General features: G+C 41.7%; 15 protein-coding genes. 10 read left to right on the top strand and 5 right to left on the bottom strand.

The annotated features are described in order from the left end of the window. Window positions 1–4: 4 nt before the first annotated feature. The 5 genes from ABFU83_RS13900 to ABFU83_RS13920 form a co-directional block, all read right to left on the bottom strand. Window positions 5–1,018, bottom strand: coding sequence for an LLM class flavin-dependent oxidoreductase (locus ABFU83_RS13900; protein ID WP_347066798.1), 1,014 nt, complete (start codon window positions 1,016–1,018; stop codon window positions 5–7). 66 nt (window positions 1,019–1,084) lie between these two features. Next, on the bottom strand, window positions 1,085–2,782 hold the full coding sequence (recJ, locus tag ABFU83_RS13905) for a single-stranded-DNA-specific exonuclease RecJ (protein WP_347066800.1): 1,698 nt from the start codon (window positions 2,780–2,782) through the stop codon (window positions 1,085–1,087). 78 nt (window positions 2,783–2,860) lie between these two features. Next, complete coding sequence (locus ABFU83_RS13910; protein WP_347066801.1) at window positions 2,861–3,283, bottom strand: OsmC family protein; 423 nt, start codon at window positions 3,281–3,283, stop codon at window positions 2,861–2,863. Next, window positions 3,280–3,990, bottom strand: a complete 711-nt coding sequence (gene rsmI / locus ABFU83_RS13915) for a 16S rRNA (cytidine(1402)-2'-O)-methyltransferase (protein WP_347066803.1) — start codon at window positions 3,988–3,990, stop codon at window positions 3,280–3,282. The genes ABFU83_RS13910 and rsmI overlap by 4 nt, the downstream gene beginning before the upstream one ends. A gap of 72 nt (window positions 3,991–4,062) precedes the next feature. Continuing rightward, the gene (locus ABFU83_RS13920) at window positions 4,063–5,073 is read right to left on the bottom strand and encodes a hypothetical protein (RefSeq protein WP_347066804.1); all 1,011 of its coding nucleotides are present in this window, start codon (window positions 5,071–5,073) and stop codon (window positions 4,063–4,065) included. Window positions 5,074–5,177: 104 nt separating this feature from the next. Between ABFU83_RS13920 and ABFU83_RS13925 the strand changes: the two genes are divergently transcribed. The 10 genes from ABFU83_RS13925 (at window position 5,178) to ABFU83_RS13970 (ending at window position 14,373) form a co-directional block, all read left to right on the top strand. After that, the gene (locus ABFU83_RS13925; RefSeq protein ID WP_347066806.1) at window positions 5,178–5,801 is read left to right on the top strand and encodes a thymidine kinase; all 624 of its coding nucleotides are present in this window, start codon (window positions 5,178–5,180) and stop codon (window positions 5,799–5,801) included. Between the two features lie 87 nt (window positions 5,802–5,888). Further along, window positions 5,889–6,146, top strand: coding sequence for a DUF6364 family protein (locus ABFU83_RS13930; protein ID WP_347066808.1), 258 nt, complete (start codon window positions 5,889–5,891; stop codon window positions 6,144–6,146). Continuing rightward, window positions 6,146–6,565, top strand: coding sequence for a PIN domain-containing protein (locus tag ABFU83_RS13935; RefSeq protein WP_347066809.1), 420 nt, complete (start codon window positions 6,146–6,148; stop codon window positions 6,563–6,565). Before ABFU83_RS13930 ends, ABFU83_RS13935 begins: the two co-directional genes overlap by 1 nt. An 8-nt stretch (window positions 6,566–6,573) precedes the next feature. Beyond that, window positions 6,574–9,006 carry a bifunctional UDP-N-acetylmuramoyl-tripeptide:D-alanyl-D-alanine ligase/alanine racemase gene (locus ABFU83_RS13940; protein ID WP_347066810.1) on the top strand — a complete coding sequence of 811 codons (2,433 nt, stop codon included), beginning with the start codon at window positions 6,574–6,576 and terminating at the stop codon, window positions 9,004–9,006. An 83-nt stretch (window positions 9,007–9,089) separates the two neighbouring features. Further along, window positions 9,090–9,467 carry a large conductance mechanosensitive channel protein MscL gene (gene mscL, locus ABFU83_RS13945; protein WP_300487773.1) on the top strand — a complete coding sequence of 126 codons (378 nt, stop codon included), beginning with the start codon at window positions 9,090–9,092 and terminating at the stop codon, window positions 9,465–9,467. 126 nt (window positions 9,468–9,593) lie between these two features. Then, window positions 9,594–10,583 (top strand): aspartate-semialdehyde dehydrogenase, encoded by a 990-nt coding sequence (locus ABFU83_RS13950; RefSeq protein WP_347066813.1) that lies wholly within the window; start codon window positions 9,594–9,596, stop codon window positions 10,581–10,583. 100 nt (window positions 10,584–10,683) lie between these two features. Next, window positions 10,684–11,031 (top strand): hypothetical protein, encoded by a 348-nt coding sequence (locus tag ABFU83_RS13955; protein WP_347066815.1) that lies wholly within the window; start codon window positions 10,684–10,686, stop codon window positions 11,029–11,031. 31 nt (window positions 11,032–11,062) lie between these two features. After that, window positions 11,063–13,492: a TonB-dependent receptor gene (locus ABFU83_RS13960; RefSeq protein WP_347066816.1), complete on the top strand. Its 2,430-nt coding sequence runs from the start codon at window positions 11,063–11,065 to the stop codon at window positions 13,490–13,492. Continuing rightward, window positions 13,485–13,805 (top strand): hypothetical protein, encoded by a 321-nt coding sequence (locus ABFU83_RS13965; protein WP_347066817.1) that lies wholly within the window; start codon window positions 13,485–13,487, stop codon window positions 13,803–13,805. Before ABFU83_RS13960 ends, ABFU83_RS13965 begins: the two co-directional genes overlap by 8 nt. Window positions 13,806–13,869: 64 nt before the next feature. Continuing rightward, a complete protein-coding gene (locus tag ABFU83_RS13970; protein WP_347066819.1) occupies window positions 13,870–14,373 on the top strand; it encodes a DUF4625 domain-containing protein in 504 nt (167 codons plus the stop codon). The last annotated feature ends 81 nt before the right edge of the window (window positions 14,374–14,454 follow it).

A 14,454-nucleotide genomic window follows, 5' to 3' on the forward strand; every position in this document is an offset into this window, starting at 1 on the left:
GTAATTATTTTTGAAACACTTCTGCCAATATTTCAAAGGATCGTAATTTGGCCTTTTGATCAAAAATCTGCGAAATGGCCATTATTTCGTTTACTTTGGTAGCTTGTATAAACTCATTAAAATGCTGTTGTAAAGTGGTTCTATTCCCTACAAATGTAAAGGCCGTCATTTGCATAACCGCTTCCATAACATCGGCAGTCCATACCGCATCCATATCGTCAACCGGTGGCATTAACGGCCGGCGTGTATTGGTGATGATTCCGGTAAAAGCCTGATACAGCGAAGTAGCTAAATAGTTCGCTTCGTCATCATTATCCGCGGCAACCACATTCACACAAGCCAGAATATAGGGTTCCGCCAAATACTCCGATGGAATAAAATAGTGTCGGTACAATTCGATCGCACGGTAAAATTGCGCCGGTGCAAAATGAGCCGCAAAAGCATAGGGTAATCCTAATTTTCCAGCCAGGATAGCGCTTTCCATACTGGAGCCTAAAATCCATAACGGGATATCGATCCCTTCGCCCGGAAAAGCCCGCACTTTTGCCGTACTGTTTTCGGCACTTAAATAGCGTTGTAATTCCTGTATATGTGCTTCAAAATCGTAATTCAGGTCGTAATTGTTTTTGCGTAAGGCCATCGCAGTCGCACCATCGGTTCCGGGTGCGCGTCCCAATCCGAGGTCGATCCGTCCGGGATATAAAGTGCTTAGTGTTCCGAATTGCTCTGCTACGGCAAGTGGCGAATGGTTGGGTAACATAATACCTCCGGAGCCAATGCGTAGGGTTTGGGTATGTTCGGCGATATTGCCAATCAGAACAGAAGTGGCCGAACTCGCGACATGTTGCATATTGTGATGTTCGGATAACCAAAAACGCGAATAGCCTAAAGCTTCCACTTTTTGAGCCAGTTCCCGGCATTTTCGGAAGGTGTCAGAATAGGTGTCACCCTGAGAAACTACCGCTAAATCCAGTATAGAATAGTGAACTCCGTGTAACGGATTTTCAGTTGAAATCATTTCTTGTTTTTTATAAAAACTAAAAGTAGAGAAATACTTTCTTCAGAAAACCCAACAAACTGTTAATTAAGATACTTTAATATCCCGTAAGCGAAGTTGTACACTTACAGTGCCGTTCCATTCGTTTTCGTCGATTGAAAAAACGGCATCAAAGTGTTTTTGATTTTGAGTAAGTCCGATTTTTTTAGCCAGACCAAAACCAATCGCTGCATATCCTTTCCCCTCAGGTTGTTGTTTAACAAATAATCGCAGATGTTCTTCATCCTGACCAATTGCTTTACCATAACCGCTATCCGTTAAATGACGCGCGATAAAAACCGGTGTCATGTTTTCCGGACCAAACGGCTCAAATTGTTTTAGGATACGAATAAGTTTATCGTCGATATCCGAAAAATCGATTTCGGCATCGATACTGATTTCCGGCACTAGCAAATCGGGTGTAATGGTTTCCGATACTACTCTTTCAAATTGATTTTTGAACGATTCAAAATCGCTTTCTTTTAGCGTCAATCCGGCCGCATACATATGCCCGCCGAATTGTTCCAGATAATCAGAACAGGCTTCCAAGGCATTATAAACATCGAAATCTTTAACCGATCGCGCCGAAGCGGCCAGTTTATCGCCACTTTTGGTGAAAACCAAGGTCGGACGATAATACACTTCCGTCAGTCGGGAAGCTACAATTCCGATAACGCCTTTATGCCAGTCTTCCTGATAGACAACCGTTGTATATCGTTCCTGTTCGCCATTCGTTTCAATCTGTTTTAAGGCTTCTTTGGTGATCTGTCTGTCCAGATCTTTTCGGTCGGCATTAAAAGTTTCAATCTGACTGGCAAATTCCTCCGCCTGTTTCTGATTAAACTCGGTCAATAAGGCTACCGCATGGTTACCATGTTTGATCCTTCCGGCGGCATTGATACGGGGCGCTATAATAAAAACCACATCGGTGATCGTTAATTCCTGTTTTTTGACATTTTTAATCAGTGCTTTAATCCCCGGACGCGGATTCTTATTGATCACTTCCAATCCGAATTTGGCCAAAACCCGGTTTTCTCCGGTAATCGGAACAATATCCGCGGCTATAGCCGTCGCTACCAAATCTAAATATGGAATCAAATCCCGTAAACTTTGTCCACGCTTGGCCGACAAGGCTTGTATTAGTTTAAAACCGACACCACATCCGCATAATTCTTTATACGGATAGGCACAATCCTGTCGTTTCGGATCCAATACGGCAATGGCTTCCGGCAATTCGTCTCCCGGACGATGGTGATCGCAGATAATAAAATCAATGCCTTTTTGTTTCGCATATTCGACCTTATCAACCGATTTGATTCCACAATCCAGCGCGATGATCAGTGTAAATCCGTTGTCTTCTGCAAAATCAATTCCCTGAAACGAAACGCCATACCCTTCCGCATACCGGTCGGGAATATAGGTGGCTACATTCGGATAATAGCTTCTAAGGTACGAACTCATTAAGGCCACAGCCGTAGTTCCGTCGACATCATAATCGCCAAACACCAAAATATTTTCTCCGGCTGTTATGGCGGTTTCGATACGCGCCACGGCTTTATCCATATCCTGCATCAGGTACGGATCGTGTAAATGTTCGAACGCCGGTCGGAAAAAAGCGCGCGCTTCCTCAAAGGTTTCCACACCGCGTTGCACCAATAAAGCAGCAATTAATGGCGTCACGCCCAGTTCGGCAGCCAGTTCCCTGGTTTTATGGGGATTCGGGTTAGGTTTGAGTGTCCAGCGCATAGTGGTATTTTGTATGGTTTATAAATCTATCTGTGCGTTACACCTGACAGGTTTTCGAAACCTGTCAGGTGTTTGATTTTATAGGGTGTGGTAGTGTATTTTGATTTCAACTTTGGCAAACTGACGGAACATTTCCATCACGCCACAGTATTTTTCAACAGAAAGGTTGACCGCTTTTTCCAGTTTTTTCGGTTCGAGGTTATTCCCGTAAAAATGGTAGTCCACCCGAACAGTATGGTAGGTTTTCGGATGTTCTTCGGTTAATTCGCCTTCCGTTTCGATGGTAAAATCAGCAACCTCCAGTTTCATTTTTTCGATAAGCGAAGCCACATCCAATCCGGTACAACCGGCCAATGCCGACAACATCAACGCTTTCGGGCGCAGTCCTTTTCCCTCACCTCCATTTTCCGGTCCGGCATCAATCGTCATTAAATCACCACTGGGATTTGTCGATTCAAATTGCATTTTCCCCAACCATTTGGTGCGTACCTGATGTGTCATATCGCTTCGTTTTTATCTTTTTTCGTTTCTTTTTCCGTGATCTTTCCGCCTACAATCACTACAATTTCTCCTTTTGGCGGTTTGGCTTCAAAGTGTTTCAAAACCTCTTCGGCGGTTCCGCGAACGGTTTCTTCATGCAGTTTGGACAACTCCCGCGATACCGAAACCGGTCGGTCGGCACCAAAATACTGTACAAACTCAGCTAATGTTTTGACCAGTTTATGCGGTGAAACATAGAGAATCATCGTACGGGTTTCTTCCGCTAATGCAAGATAACGCGTTTGTCGGCCTTTTTTATCCGGTAAAAAGCCTTCAAATATAAATTTGTCATTTGGCAATCCGCTATTGACCAAAGCCGGGACAAAAGCTGTAGCTCCGGGTAAACATTCCACTTCGATTTTGTTTTCCACACAAGCGCGGGTCAGTAAAAAGCCCGGATCGGAAATGGCCGGTGTTCCTGCATCCGAAATCAACGCAATCGTTTCTCCGGATTGTAGTCTTCGGATAATATACTCGACCGTTTTGTGTTCGTTATGCATATGATGACTTTGCATCGGTGTGGCGATCTCGAAATGTTTGAGCAGTTTTCCGCTGTTACGGGTATCTTCCGCCAAAATCAAGTCGACTTCCTTTAAGATACGGATCGCCCGGAAAGTCATGTCTTCCAGATTTCCGATTGGCGTTGGGACCAAATATAATTTAGACATAGCGTAAAATTTAAACACCAATCGGCACAAACCGCAGTTTATACCGATTGGTGTAATGAATGGGTATCGTTATTATGAAAATCGCTTCTCAACGATCTCCATAAAGCGTGTTTCGTATTCTTCTTTTCCTTCCCAGTTATTGTAATCCGGTTTTACCAGGTCTTCGATAAAATTCTGGGCATCCTGATAATTATCAAAACTGTTTAATTGCGACAATACGCGATTCAAATCTTCTCCGCTTCCGCCAAAAAGATTTTTTTCAAAAGCGATACGGTCGTTTAATCCCAACGAAATCGATTTCCCTACAGCATCGGTTTTACGACTATAGGCATCCTTTTCCGCATCAATCGACATTGATTGTGTCTCCACCTTGGTTTCGAATACCGGTTCGAAAGTGATATCGGCTACTTTTTCTACCTCAGCCGGTACATCTTCTACTTTTACAAACTCCGGTTCTTTATAGGTGTGCTGACCCAACAAATCCTCTAGTGTGATTTGTTGCGCTTCTTTTTTCGGTTCTTCTTTTACCGGTTCGAAAACAGGCTCTTCCATTACTTCCGGGAAAGCAGCTTTTTCTTCTTCAATCAGCGGTTCTTCTTCATCCAGATCACTTTCGTCAATATCGATCTGGCCTACGACTACTTTTTCCGCTTCCGCTACAACCGGCTCTTCCGGTTCCTCCTCTTGTTCCGGTTCTGACACCACTTCTTCAATAGCAGTATTTTCTTCTTCCGAAACAGACGCTTCTGTAATTACGGCTTCCAACGTTTCTTCCGGCGTAGCAATCGTTTCCACCTCCGGTTCTTTTTCGGGCACAACCGGTTCTTCTTTTTTCGGTTCTTCGATAACGGCTACGGTTTCCGGTTCCTTATTTTCAAAAGTCTCCTCCAGTTTTTCTTCCAGTTCCGGCAGACCGATTGTTGGCTTCGCTTCTTCAAAATTTTCTTCATAAAAACGCAATACGGATAAGATTTCATACAACTTTTGCGTTTCCTGGTGTAACTGAATTACTTCCGATTTGTTTTTTAATTTTAAAATGCGATGCGCAATACTAATCAACTCGGCCTCTAACTTTTTCTTCATAACTTTTGCTTTTATATGGAGTAAAACGATGGTTATTTTAATAAATTTGTTTCCATTACAAAAGTAACAGAAAAAAACGCTGTTTACAGCTTGAAAAGTACAAAATGTTTCTCGAAAATACGGTAAATCATAAAGAACAATTTGGGTGGATTGAAGTCATATGTGGCTCTATGTTTTCCGGTAAGACGGAAGAATTGATACGCCGTTTAAAAAGGGCTCAGTTCGCCAAACAACGCGTTGAAATTTTCAAACCGGCCATCGATACCCGTTACCACGATGAGATGGTGGTTTCACACGATTCGAATGAAATCCGATCTACACCTGTTCCTGCTGCGGCGAATATCCGTATTCTGGCCGATGGCTGCGATGTGGTAGGTATTGATGAGGCGCAGTTTTTTGACGATGAAATTGTAGCGGTTTGCAACGATCTGGCCAATGCCGGTGTTCGCGTAATCGTTGCCGGTCTGGATATGGATTTTAAAGGTAATCCTTTTGGCCCTATGCCGGCACTAATGGCTACTGCCGAATATGTTACCAAAGTACACGCCGTATGTACCCGTACCGGAAATCTGGCCAATTACAGCTTCCGAAAAGCGCAAAACGACAATCTTGTCTTGCTTGGCGAAACCGAAGAATACGAACCGCTAAGTCGTGCCGCCTATTTTACGGCCATGAAAGAAATACAAGAGAAAGAGAAAAATTCCAAAAACAAAAAAAACAACGAGTAACCCCATTCCGCTTCGTGTTATAAAAACGCTAATATTGAAGATTGTACGGATAATTTCCCTAATTTTATACGTAGTAAACCCGAAGCCATGGATCGTAAACTGACGCTTAAACTTGATAAAGAGGTTATCGAAAAAGCCAAAGAGTATGCTTCCCGGAACAAAAAAAGCTTGTCCCGGATCATAGAGTCCTATCTGCAATCGTTAACATCCGACAACCCCAGAGATAATTCCAAGGAAATCAAAATATCACCCTTTGTAAAAGAGCTGTCACAGCCAACTTCTTTACCGGAAGATTTTGATTATAAAAAAGAACTGGGCAATCACTATTCCGAAAAGCATCAATAATGAAAACGCTTTTTATAGATACCAATATCATTATCGACCTTATCGCACAACGAGAGCCGTATTATCAGCCTATAGCAAAGATTGCCACACTGGCCGAAAGCAAAAAACTCAAAATAATTGCCACTCCGCTTTCTTTTATCAACACTTTTTATGTCCTTTCAAAACACATGGATAAAAAAAAGTTATCCCGAATTTTAACAAAGCTTCGGATCCTCTGCGATGTCGCTCCAACAAACGCAAATACCGTCGACAAAGCGTTAGCTTCCGGTTTTAACGACTTTGAAGATGCCGTACACTATCATAGCGCCTTGACCGTAAAAAGCGATATTTTTATCACCCGTAACAAAAAAGATTTCAAAAAAACAGAAATTCCTGTGATGACTGCAGCTGAATTTCTGACTTCAATTAATAAAAAATAAAACACACCTTGATTTTTACCATCAAAAATATAGTCCCTGTCATTGCTGCCAAATGGTATGGAAATGACGAAAACTGTACTGTTGACAATGTTTCCATCGACAGTCGTTCGTTACAAAACGGTTCCGGAACCCTGTTTTTTGCTTTGGCGGGTCATAATCACAATGGTCACGATTATATTGAATCCCTAATTACAAAAGGCGTTTCCAATTTTGTAGTCCATCATATCCCAGAAAAACTTAGCGGAAAGGCTAATTTCCTGGTCGTAACCGACACCTTGCAAAGTTTACAACAGTTTGCCGCTTATTACCGGAAGTTATTCAGTATCCCGGTGATTGGCATAACCGGTAGTAATGGAAAAACGATTGTAAAAGAATGGCTTAACTTTTTACTAAGCCCGGAATACAACATCATCCGTAGTCCGAAAAGCTATAACTCACAGGTGGGCGTACCTTTATCTGTTATCGGGATTAACGAAAAACACAATCTGGGTATTTTTGAAGCCGGGATTTCCACTACCGGCGAAATGGAAAAACTGGAACCGATTATCCAACCAACTATTGGAATTTTAACCTATATCGGAACCGCACACGACGAAGGTTTCTCCGACCGCCGTCAGAAAATAACCGAAAAACTAAGGCTTTTCCAACATACAGAAGTCCTGATTTATCAAAAAAATGATACTATCGACTCCCTACTGGATGCAAAACTTAAAACCTTTTCCTGGAGTTTTGACGATCCCAAAGCGGATGTTGTCATTCAAAAACAAGGAAATTCACTTAATATCACATATCAGGAACATCACTTTTCGGTGACGGTACCATTTCAGGATGCTGCCTCGGTGGAAAATACCATTCATTGCTTGATGACGCTTTTGTATTTGGGCTATGCCGAATCGGTTATACAGGAACGCATTCCAAATCTGTATCCGATGGAGATGCGTTTGCAGGTTAAAAACGGAATTCACAATTGTACCATTATCGACGACAGTTACAGCTCTGATTATCAATCGTTAAAAATCGCACTGGACTTTCTCGAACAACATAAAACACATCAAAAGAAAACGGTAATTCTTTCGGATATTTTCCAAAGTGGTTTTCCAGTGGACGAACTGTATTCTAAAGTAGCCCATTTACTAACCCGCAATAAAATTGAACGGGTAATCGGTATCGGCGAAACCATTAGCCGTTATTTATCCGATTTCAAAGGTTTTATTCCATTTAAAAATACTTCCGATTTTCTGAATCAGTATAATCCGGCAGCTTTCGAAAACGAAACAATTTTAGTGAAAGGCGCACGCAATTTTCACTTTGAAGAAATCGTAACCCTTCTAGAGGAAAAAACGCACGAAACCGTATTGGAAATCAACCTGAATGCGATTAGTCATAACCTCAATTTTTATAAATCGAAATTAAAACCAGGCACTAAAGTAATGGTCATGGTAAAGGCTTTCGGATACGGAAGCGGTAGTTTTGAAATTGCCAAGTTACTCGCCCATCACAAAGTGGATTATCTGGGCGTGGCTTTTGCCGATGAAGGAATCGCTTTACGCAATGCCGGTATTGACATGCCAATTATCGTAATGAATCCGGAAAATAGTGCTTTTTCGGCTATGATTGCCTATAATCTCGAACCCGAAATCTATTCGCCCGAAGTATTGAAGCGTTTTATTACGCTGGCACAACAAAAAAACCTGTCGAATTATCCGATTCATATCAAACTGGATACCGGTATGCACCGACTGGGATTTGAAGCCGGAAACCTAAACGAACTGATTGAGCTGTTACAACACAATAATTTTGTTTCGGTAAAAAGTATTTTCTCGCACCTTTCGGCCAGTGACGGACCGGAGTTTAATGATTTCACCTTACATCAGATTCACACTTTTGATCAGTGGTCACAACAAATTATAACCGCGTTGCAAATCCAACCGATACGCCATATCCTAAACACCTCTGGGATTTACAATTTCCCGGAATATCAATTTGATATGGTACGCCTTGGTATTGGTTTATACGGTGTAGGGAACGACGAAAACGAGATGAAACAGTTGGAAAACGTTGGCACGCTAAAAACCGTGATTCTACAAATCAAAGATGTACCAACCGGCGACAGTGTGGGCTATAGTCGGAAATTTATGACCACACAGCAAACCCGAACGGCAACCATTCCGATCGGATATGCCGATGGTATTCCGCGAAGTTGGGGTAATCAGAAAGGCTATGTGATGATCAAAAACCAGAAAGCGCCTATTATCGGCAATATCTGTATGGACATGTTAATGGTGGACATTACCGATATTAATTGTAAAGTAGGCGATAGCGTGATCCTCTTTGGCGAACAACCACGGGTAACCGAAATCGCTAAAACGATTGGCACCATACCGTACGAAATCCTGACCAGCATTTCCCAACGGGTAAAACGCATTTTCTATAAAGAATAAAAAATACTACTAAATTTGTTAAAATTTTAATCGGTTTTAGTACTTTAGTGTTACGTAAATTTTTAACTAAAATAGTATAAGGTATGGGAATGTTATCAGAATTTAAGGAATTTGCCATGAAAGGCAACGTTGTAGATCTTGCAATCGGGGTTATCATTGGCGGTGCTTTCGGTAAAATTGTCAGTTCGTTTATCGATGATGTGATTACACCTTTATTGTTAAAACCAGCACTGGAAGCGGCTAATTTGTCTAAAATCGAAGAGCTTACCATTTTTGGCGGTGTCAAGTATGGTATGTTTTTATCGGCCGTTATCAATTTTGTGATCGTTGCCTTCGTGTTATTTTTATTAATCAAAGGAATTAATTCCGCGAAGAAAAAAGAAGCACCGGCTCCTGCTGCTCCAGCCGGACCAACTCAGGAAGAATTATTGGCTGAAATCCGCGATTTATTGAAAAAATAATCGGCTTACTATAGTCTAAATGAAACCGTTCCTAATCCGAACGGTTTTTTTATTTATTGTTTTTTTAACAGCTTTATTATTTACATTTGTTCTACTAAAAATTAACTATATAACACCTCTATTAAAATGAAAGTAGCCGTTGTAGGTGCCACCGGAATGGTAGGCGAAGTAATGTTACAATTACTGGCAGAAAGAAACTTCCCCGTAACCGAATTAATTCCTGTCGCTTCCGAAAAGTCGGTCGGAAAACAAATTGAATTTAAGGGAAAATCATATGCGGTAGTAGGCTTACAAACAGCGGTTGATCTGAAACCTGAAATTGCCATTTTTTCTGCCGGTGGACAAACATCCTTAGACTGGGCTCCAAAATTTGCAGAAGTGGGTACCACCGTTATCGACAATTCATCCGCATGGCGCATGGATCCAACCAAAAAACTAGTGGTTCCGGAGATTAACGCTTCAACATTGACCAAAGAAGATAAAATTATTGCCAACCCAAACTGTTCGACAATTCAAATGGTAATGGTATTGGCACCGTTACACCAGAAATACGGAATCCAACGCGTGGTGGTTTCGACTTATCAATCGATTACCGGAACAGGTGTTAAGGCGGTAAAACAACTGGAAAACGAATATGCCGGAATTCAGGGCGAAATGGCCTATCCGTATCCGATTCACCGTAATGCTATTCCGCAATGTGATGTTTTTGAGGAAAACGGCTATACCAAAGAAGAAATGAAGCTGGTTCGCGAAACACAGAAAATCATGAACGATAAAACGATTGCCGTTACGGCTACCGCTATCCGTATTCCGGTAGTGGGCGGTCATAGCGAATCGGTAAACATTCAATTTGCGAATGATTTTGACATAACTGAGATCCGTACTATTTTACACCATACCCCGGGTGTTGTGGTTCAGGATAATATTGATACCAAAACCTATCCAATGCCCATTTATGCGCATGGAAAAGACGATGTATTTGTAGGGCGTATCCGTCGTGACGAAAGTCAGCCCAACACCTTAAACATGTGGATCGTGGCCGATAACCTTCGAAAAGGAGCCGCAACCAACACGATTCAAATTGCTGAATATCTGGTAGCAAACAACTTAGTATAAACCTTGTTTTCTAACAATACGAACCGTTTTATTTTGACAAAGCTTAAATTTTGTTAAAATAAAACGGTTTTCTTTTTTTCGTTTTCTATATTTGCAGGGAATGAAAAAGAAACTGGCCATATTGAACCTTTCTCTGATTCTGGCGGTATTGTTTGCCATACTGTTCCAGTCGGTTCATTCATTCGAACATTTGGCAGAGGAATTTACGCACGAACACTGCCATCATAAATACGATATATCCAAAACAGAATTCACGCATGCCCATCATGATTTCGATCATTGTTTTGCCTGCGAATTTACATTTAGCAGTTATCTGCCAACTGAATTCTTTTCGTTTACCTTTACCAATACCTCCAAAACCCTAACGCAACACATCGCGAAAACAGAAAAACCGATTGTTTTTTCCGGTTCCTTTTTTTCGTTACGGGCTCCACCTGTATTCGCATAATTATACCAGTAGTTCCGCTTCATAATCCCCTATGGTTTTATGGGCTATTGTATATTATCTGAATCAGGAAAAAATGCAACAAAAATCTTTTCTTGTTCTCTGCTTACTATGGGCTGCAATTTCCGGTTTTTCCCAGAATAGAATTTCAGGGACCATTACCAATGCAAAAAAACAGCCTTTAAACGGAGCACATATTCATATCGCAGACAAAAGCACTGCGAGCAATCCCGTTGGTGTATTTGAAATTAAAAATATTCCGTCCGGTCAAAAACGCCTTATCGTATCCTATATCGGATACACTACTATCGATACCTTACTTACGGTTGACGATGATATATCCATTTCGTTTCGGATGAAACCGGATCTTAACGCGTTAAAAGAAGTCGTTATCAACAAAGCCGGGCAACCGCAAAGTGTCAAGAATTCCGAAAAGGTCAATCAGAACTACATTCAGGAATCCTATGCCGGATCGTTGGCCAAATCGTTGGAAAAACTTCCCGGTGTGAATGCGATGGAAATCGGAGCCGGAACCTCCAAACCGATTATCCGCGGTTTGGGTTTTAACCGGATTGCCGTAACCGAAAACGGCGTCAAACAGGAAGGTCAACAATGGGGTGCCGACCACGGATTGGAGATCGATGCTTTTAATGCCGAAAACGTAGAAGTCGTAAAAGGTGTAGGCGCGATCGAATACGGAAGCGATGCCATGGGTGGCGTGATCAGTATTAACAACGATGCCGTTCCGGCCAAAAACAGCTTTTCCGGCCAGGCATTGGCCATCGCCAAATCGGTTAACAATACTATTGGAACTTCCGTAGGAATCAAATACCGGAAGGATCATTTCTTTTACAAATTAAAAGGAACGGTTTTGGATTTTGGGGATTATAAAGTTCCAACAGATGAAATTCTGTACCTCAACACTCATATTCCGGTATACCATCAGCGGTTAAAAAACACCGCCGGCCGGGAAACGGATTTCTTCGGACAAATCGGTTACGTGAGTGAAAAATTCAAATCCACGATAAGCATCAGTAATGTCTATTTTAAATCGGGATTCTTTCCGGGCGCTCATGGTATTCCGTCGATTGCCGCCGTTCAGGACGATGGCGACGATCGCAATATCGGATTGCCGTACCAGCGGGTGAATCATTTTAAGATCATCAATAACAACCAATGGAATTTCGAAAATGCACAGTTAAATGCTTCGGTTAGTTTTCAAAACAACCACCGTCAGGAGTGGAGTAAATTCCATACGCATTACAGCAATCAGCAACCACCGGAAGTCAATCCGGATCTGGAACTGGATTTTAATTTAACGACACTGGACGCGCAGTTAAAATACAAATACATCTGGTCGACCGCACATCAGACTACGGTTGGCGCACAGAATCAGTACCAGAGCAATACGATTGACGGTTATAGTTTTCTGCTACCAAAGTTTACGAGAAACGCTATCGGGGCTTATATGATCCATGATTACACCGCTTCCGACAAACTAAAACTCAATGCCGGAATCCGATTTGACTGGGCGAGAGTCGCTATTGACAGCTTTTTTGATCAGACACTATACGACTACCTGACCGGAAACGGACAAAGTCAGACGGTAGCAAATTTCTATGCGCAAAGAAGTCAGAATATCGACAAAAATTTTTCCAGTTTTAATGCGTCCTTAGGAATGGGCTACATGATAAATAACCATTGGAACCTAACGGTCACATTGGGCAGCAATTTCCGTTTTCCAACCGCGATCGAGCTAAGTGCCAACGGAATTCATCACGGTGCTTTCCGACATGAGATGGGTGATGCTACGCTAAAACCCGAAAAAGGAATTTCATTCGACACCAAACTGAGCTATGCCCGAGATCGTTTTAAAATGGCTTTTAGCCCGTATTTGTACTATTTCAGTAATTATATTTTCCTAAAACCGTCCGGGCAATTTTCGATTTTACCGCATGGCGGTCAGGTTTACCAATATTCGCAATCGAAAGCCCTTTTATCCGGATTTGAAATCAGTGTCGAAAAACGTTTCTTCGACCGGATCACAGCCGAAGTTGTACTGGAATACCTGTACAACCGCCAGATTACGTCGGATGCATCCAAAGATTACCCGTTACCGTTTACACCACCGGCAAACGGTTATTGGGAAATCGGCTATCAGTTTAAACCGTTAAAAGCTTTTAGCAATACCGTTTTATCCGTAAACGGACGAACCGCTTTGGAACAAAACCGGATTGCGCAAAACGAGCTGATCACACCGGGTTATTCCATTTTTGGCGGCGCATTGAAAAGCGATATCAAACTGGGTAATTTCCTGGCCAATGTCCAGCTATCAGTCAACAATGCCTTTAACACCAAATATTTTAATCACAACAGTTATTACAGGGCGTTGGAAATCCCGGAAATGGGACGTAACATTCAGTTATTAATCCGCATCCCTTTTGGAAAAGCATCACATGAATAAATACAAGCAACATATTGTTATACTGCTGTGTCTGATTTTTGCTTTTCCACAAATCAATAATGCGGTTCACTATTTCTGGACGGAACACACGTTTCATTATACCGCTGAAAAAAGGGTTGTTTTTGGCGAAAAGCACAATGCCCATAATTGTGAACTGCACATTTTTAAAGTACCGGCGATTACAGCGATTAGCTTTTTTAGTTTTACGCCTTTTATTGCCGTACTCCCTGTTGAAAAGCCATTTCGACTTATTAAAAAATACGGTTCACAAACCTTATTTTCCTGTTTTTTAAGAGGTCCGCCAGCCGTTTGATTTTATTCGGATCACAACACAACAACGAAATCAAATAAAATCAAACACTTTTTAAAATTATATCATGAAAAATATTAAATATCTATATGCATTTGCCACTATTGCCGCTTTAAGTTTTACGTCTTGTAGTAGCGACAGCAACGACCAAGACACCGAAAAACCCGTGATTACCATTACAGAACCTGTGTTAGACGAAGGTTTTACGCCCGGAAGTGAAATTCACCTGGAAGGCGTTTTAACCGATAATGTGGAATTGGCGTCCTATAAAGTGGAAGTTCACAGTGCGGAAGACGGGCATACACACGGAAAAATGGCCGGTGCAGAAGCAGCCAGTTATTTCCATTATGAGCAGACTTTCCCGATTGAAGCCGGATTGCGTATTAAAGAGTTTCACCAACATATCCCGATTCCGGCATTGGATGCAAGTGGACAACCTTTTACCGACGGTCATTATCATTTAGGGGTTTTCTGTCTGGACAAAGCCGGGAACCAACAACAGGTTTTTCTTGAAATCTATATTGGTGCCGATGGTGGTGATCACGGACATGATCATAAATCGATTAACTAAAAATAACGGATTCCGCTAAAAAGTGCTGTGCTATCACAGCACTTTTTTATTTTAACGAAACTATAACAATTGATTCCTTAT

The sequence above is a fragment of the Flavobacterium sp. WV_118_3 genome, from assembly GCF_039778605.1.
Taxonomy (GTDB): Bacteria; Bacteroidota; Bacteroidia; order Flavobacteriales; family Flavobacteriaceae; genus Flavobacterium.

Bases quoted from the DNA above. Each gene is read 5' to 3' on its own strand.
- ABFU83_RS13935 (WP_347066809.1), top strand. From the start codon at position 6,146: ATGAAAACGCTTTTTATAGATACCAATATCATTATCGACCTTATCGCA.
- ABFU83_RS13950 (WP_347066813.1), top strand. From the start codon at position 9,594: ATGAAAGTAGCCGTTGTAGGTGCCACCGGAATGGTAGGCGAAGTAATG.
- mscL (WP_300487773.1), top strand. From the start codon at position 9,090: ATGGGAATGTTATCAGAATTTAAGGAATTTGCCATGAAAGGCAACGTT.
- ABFU83_RS13925 (WP_347066806.1), top strand. From the start codon at position 5,178: ATGTTTCTCGAAAATACGGTAAATCATAAAGAACAATTTGGGTGGATT.
- ABFU83_RS13930 (WP_347066808.1), top strand. From the start codon at position 5,889: ATGGATCGTAAACTGACGCTTAAACTTGATAAAGAGGTTATCGAAAAA.
- ABFU83_RS13970 (WP_347066819.1), top strand. From the start codon at position 13,870: ATGAAAAATATTAAATATCTATATGCATTTGCCACTATTGCCGCTTTA.
- ABFU83_RS13900 (WP_347066798.1), bottom strand. From the start codon at position 1,018: ATGATTTCAACTGAAAATCCGTTACACGGAGTTCACTATTCTATACTG.
- ABFU83_RS13960 (WP_347066816.1), top strand. From the start codon at position 11,063: ATGGTTTTATGGGCTATTGTATATTATCTGAATCAGGAAAAAATGCAA.
- rsmI (WP_347066803.1), bottom strand. From the start codon at position 3,990: ATGTCTAAATTATATTTGGTCCCAACGCCAATCGGAAATCTGGAAGAC.
- ABFU83_RS13955 (WP_347066815.1), top strand. From the start codon at position 10,684: ATGAAAAAGAAACTGGCCATATTGAACCTTTCTCTGATTCTGGCGGTA.
- ABFU83_RS13920 (WP_347066804.1), bottom strand. From the start codon at position 5,073: ATGAAGAAAAAGTTAGAGGCCGAGTTGATTAGTATTGCGCATCGCATT.
- recJ (WP_347066800.1), bottom strand. From the start codon at position 2,782: ATGCGCTGGACACTCAAACCTAACCCGAATCCCCATAAAACCAGGGAA.
- ABFU83_RS13910 (WP_347066801.1), bottom strand. From the start codon at position 3,283: ATGACACATCAGGTACGCACCAAATGGTTGGGGAAAATGCAATTTGAA.
- ABFU83_RS13965 (WP_347066817.1), top strand. From the start codon at position 13,485: ATGAATAAATACAAGCAACATATTGTTATACTGCTGTGTCTGATTTTT.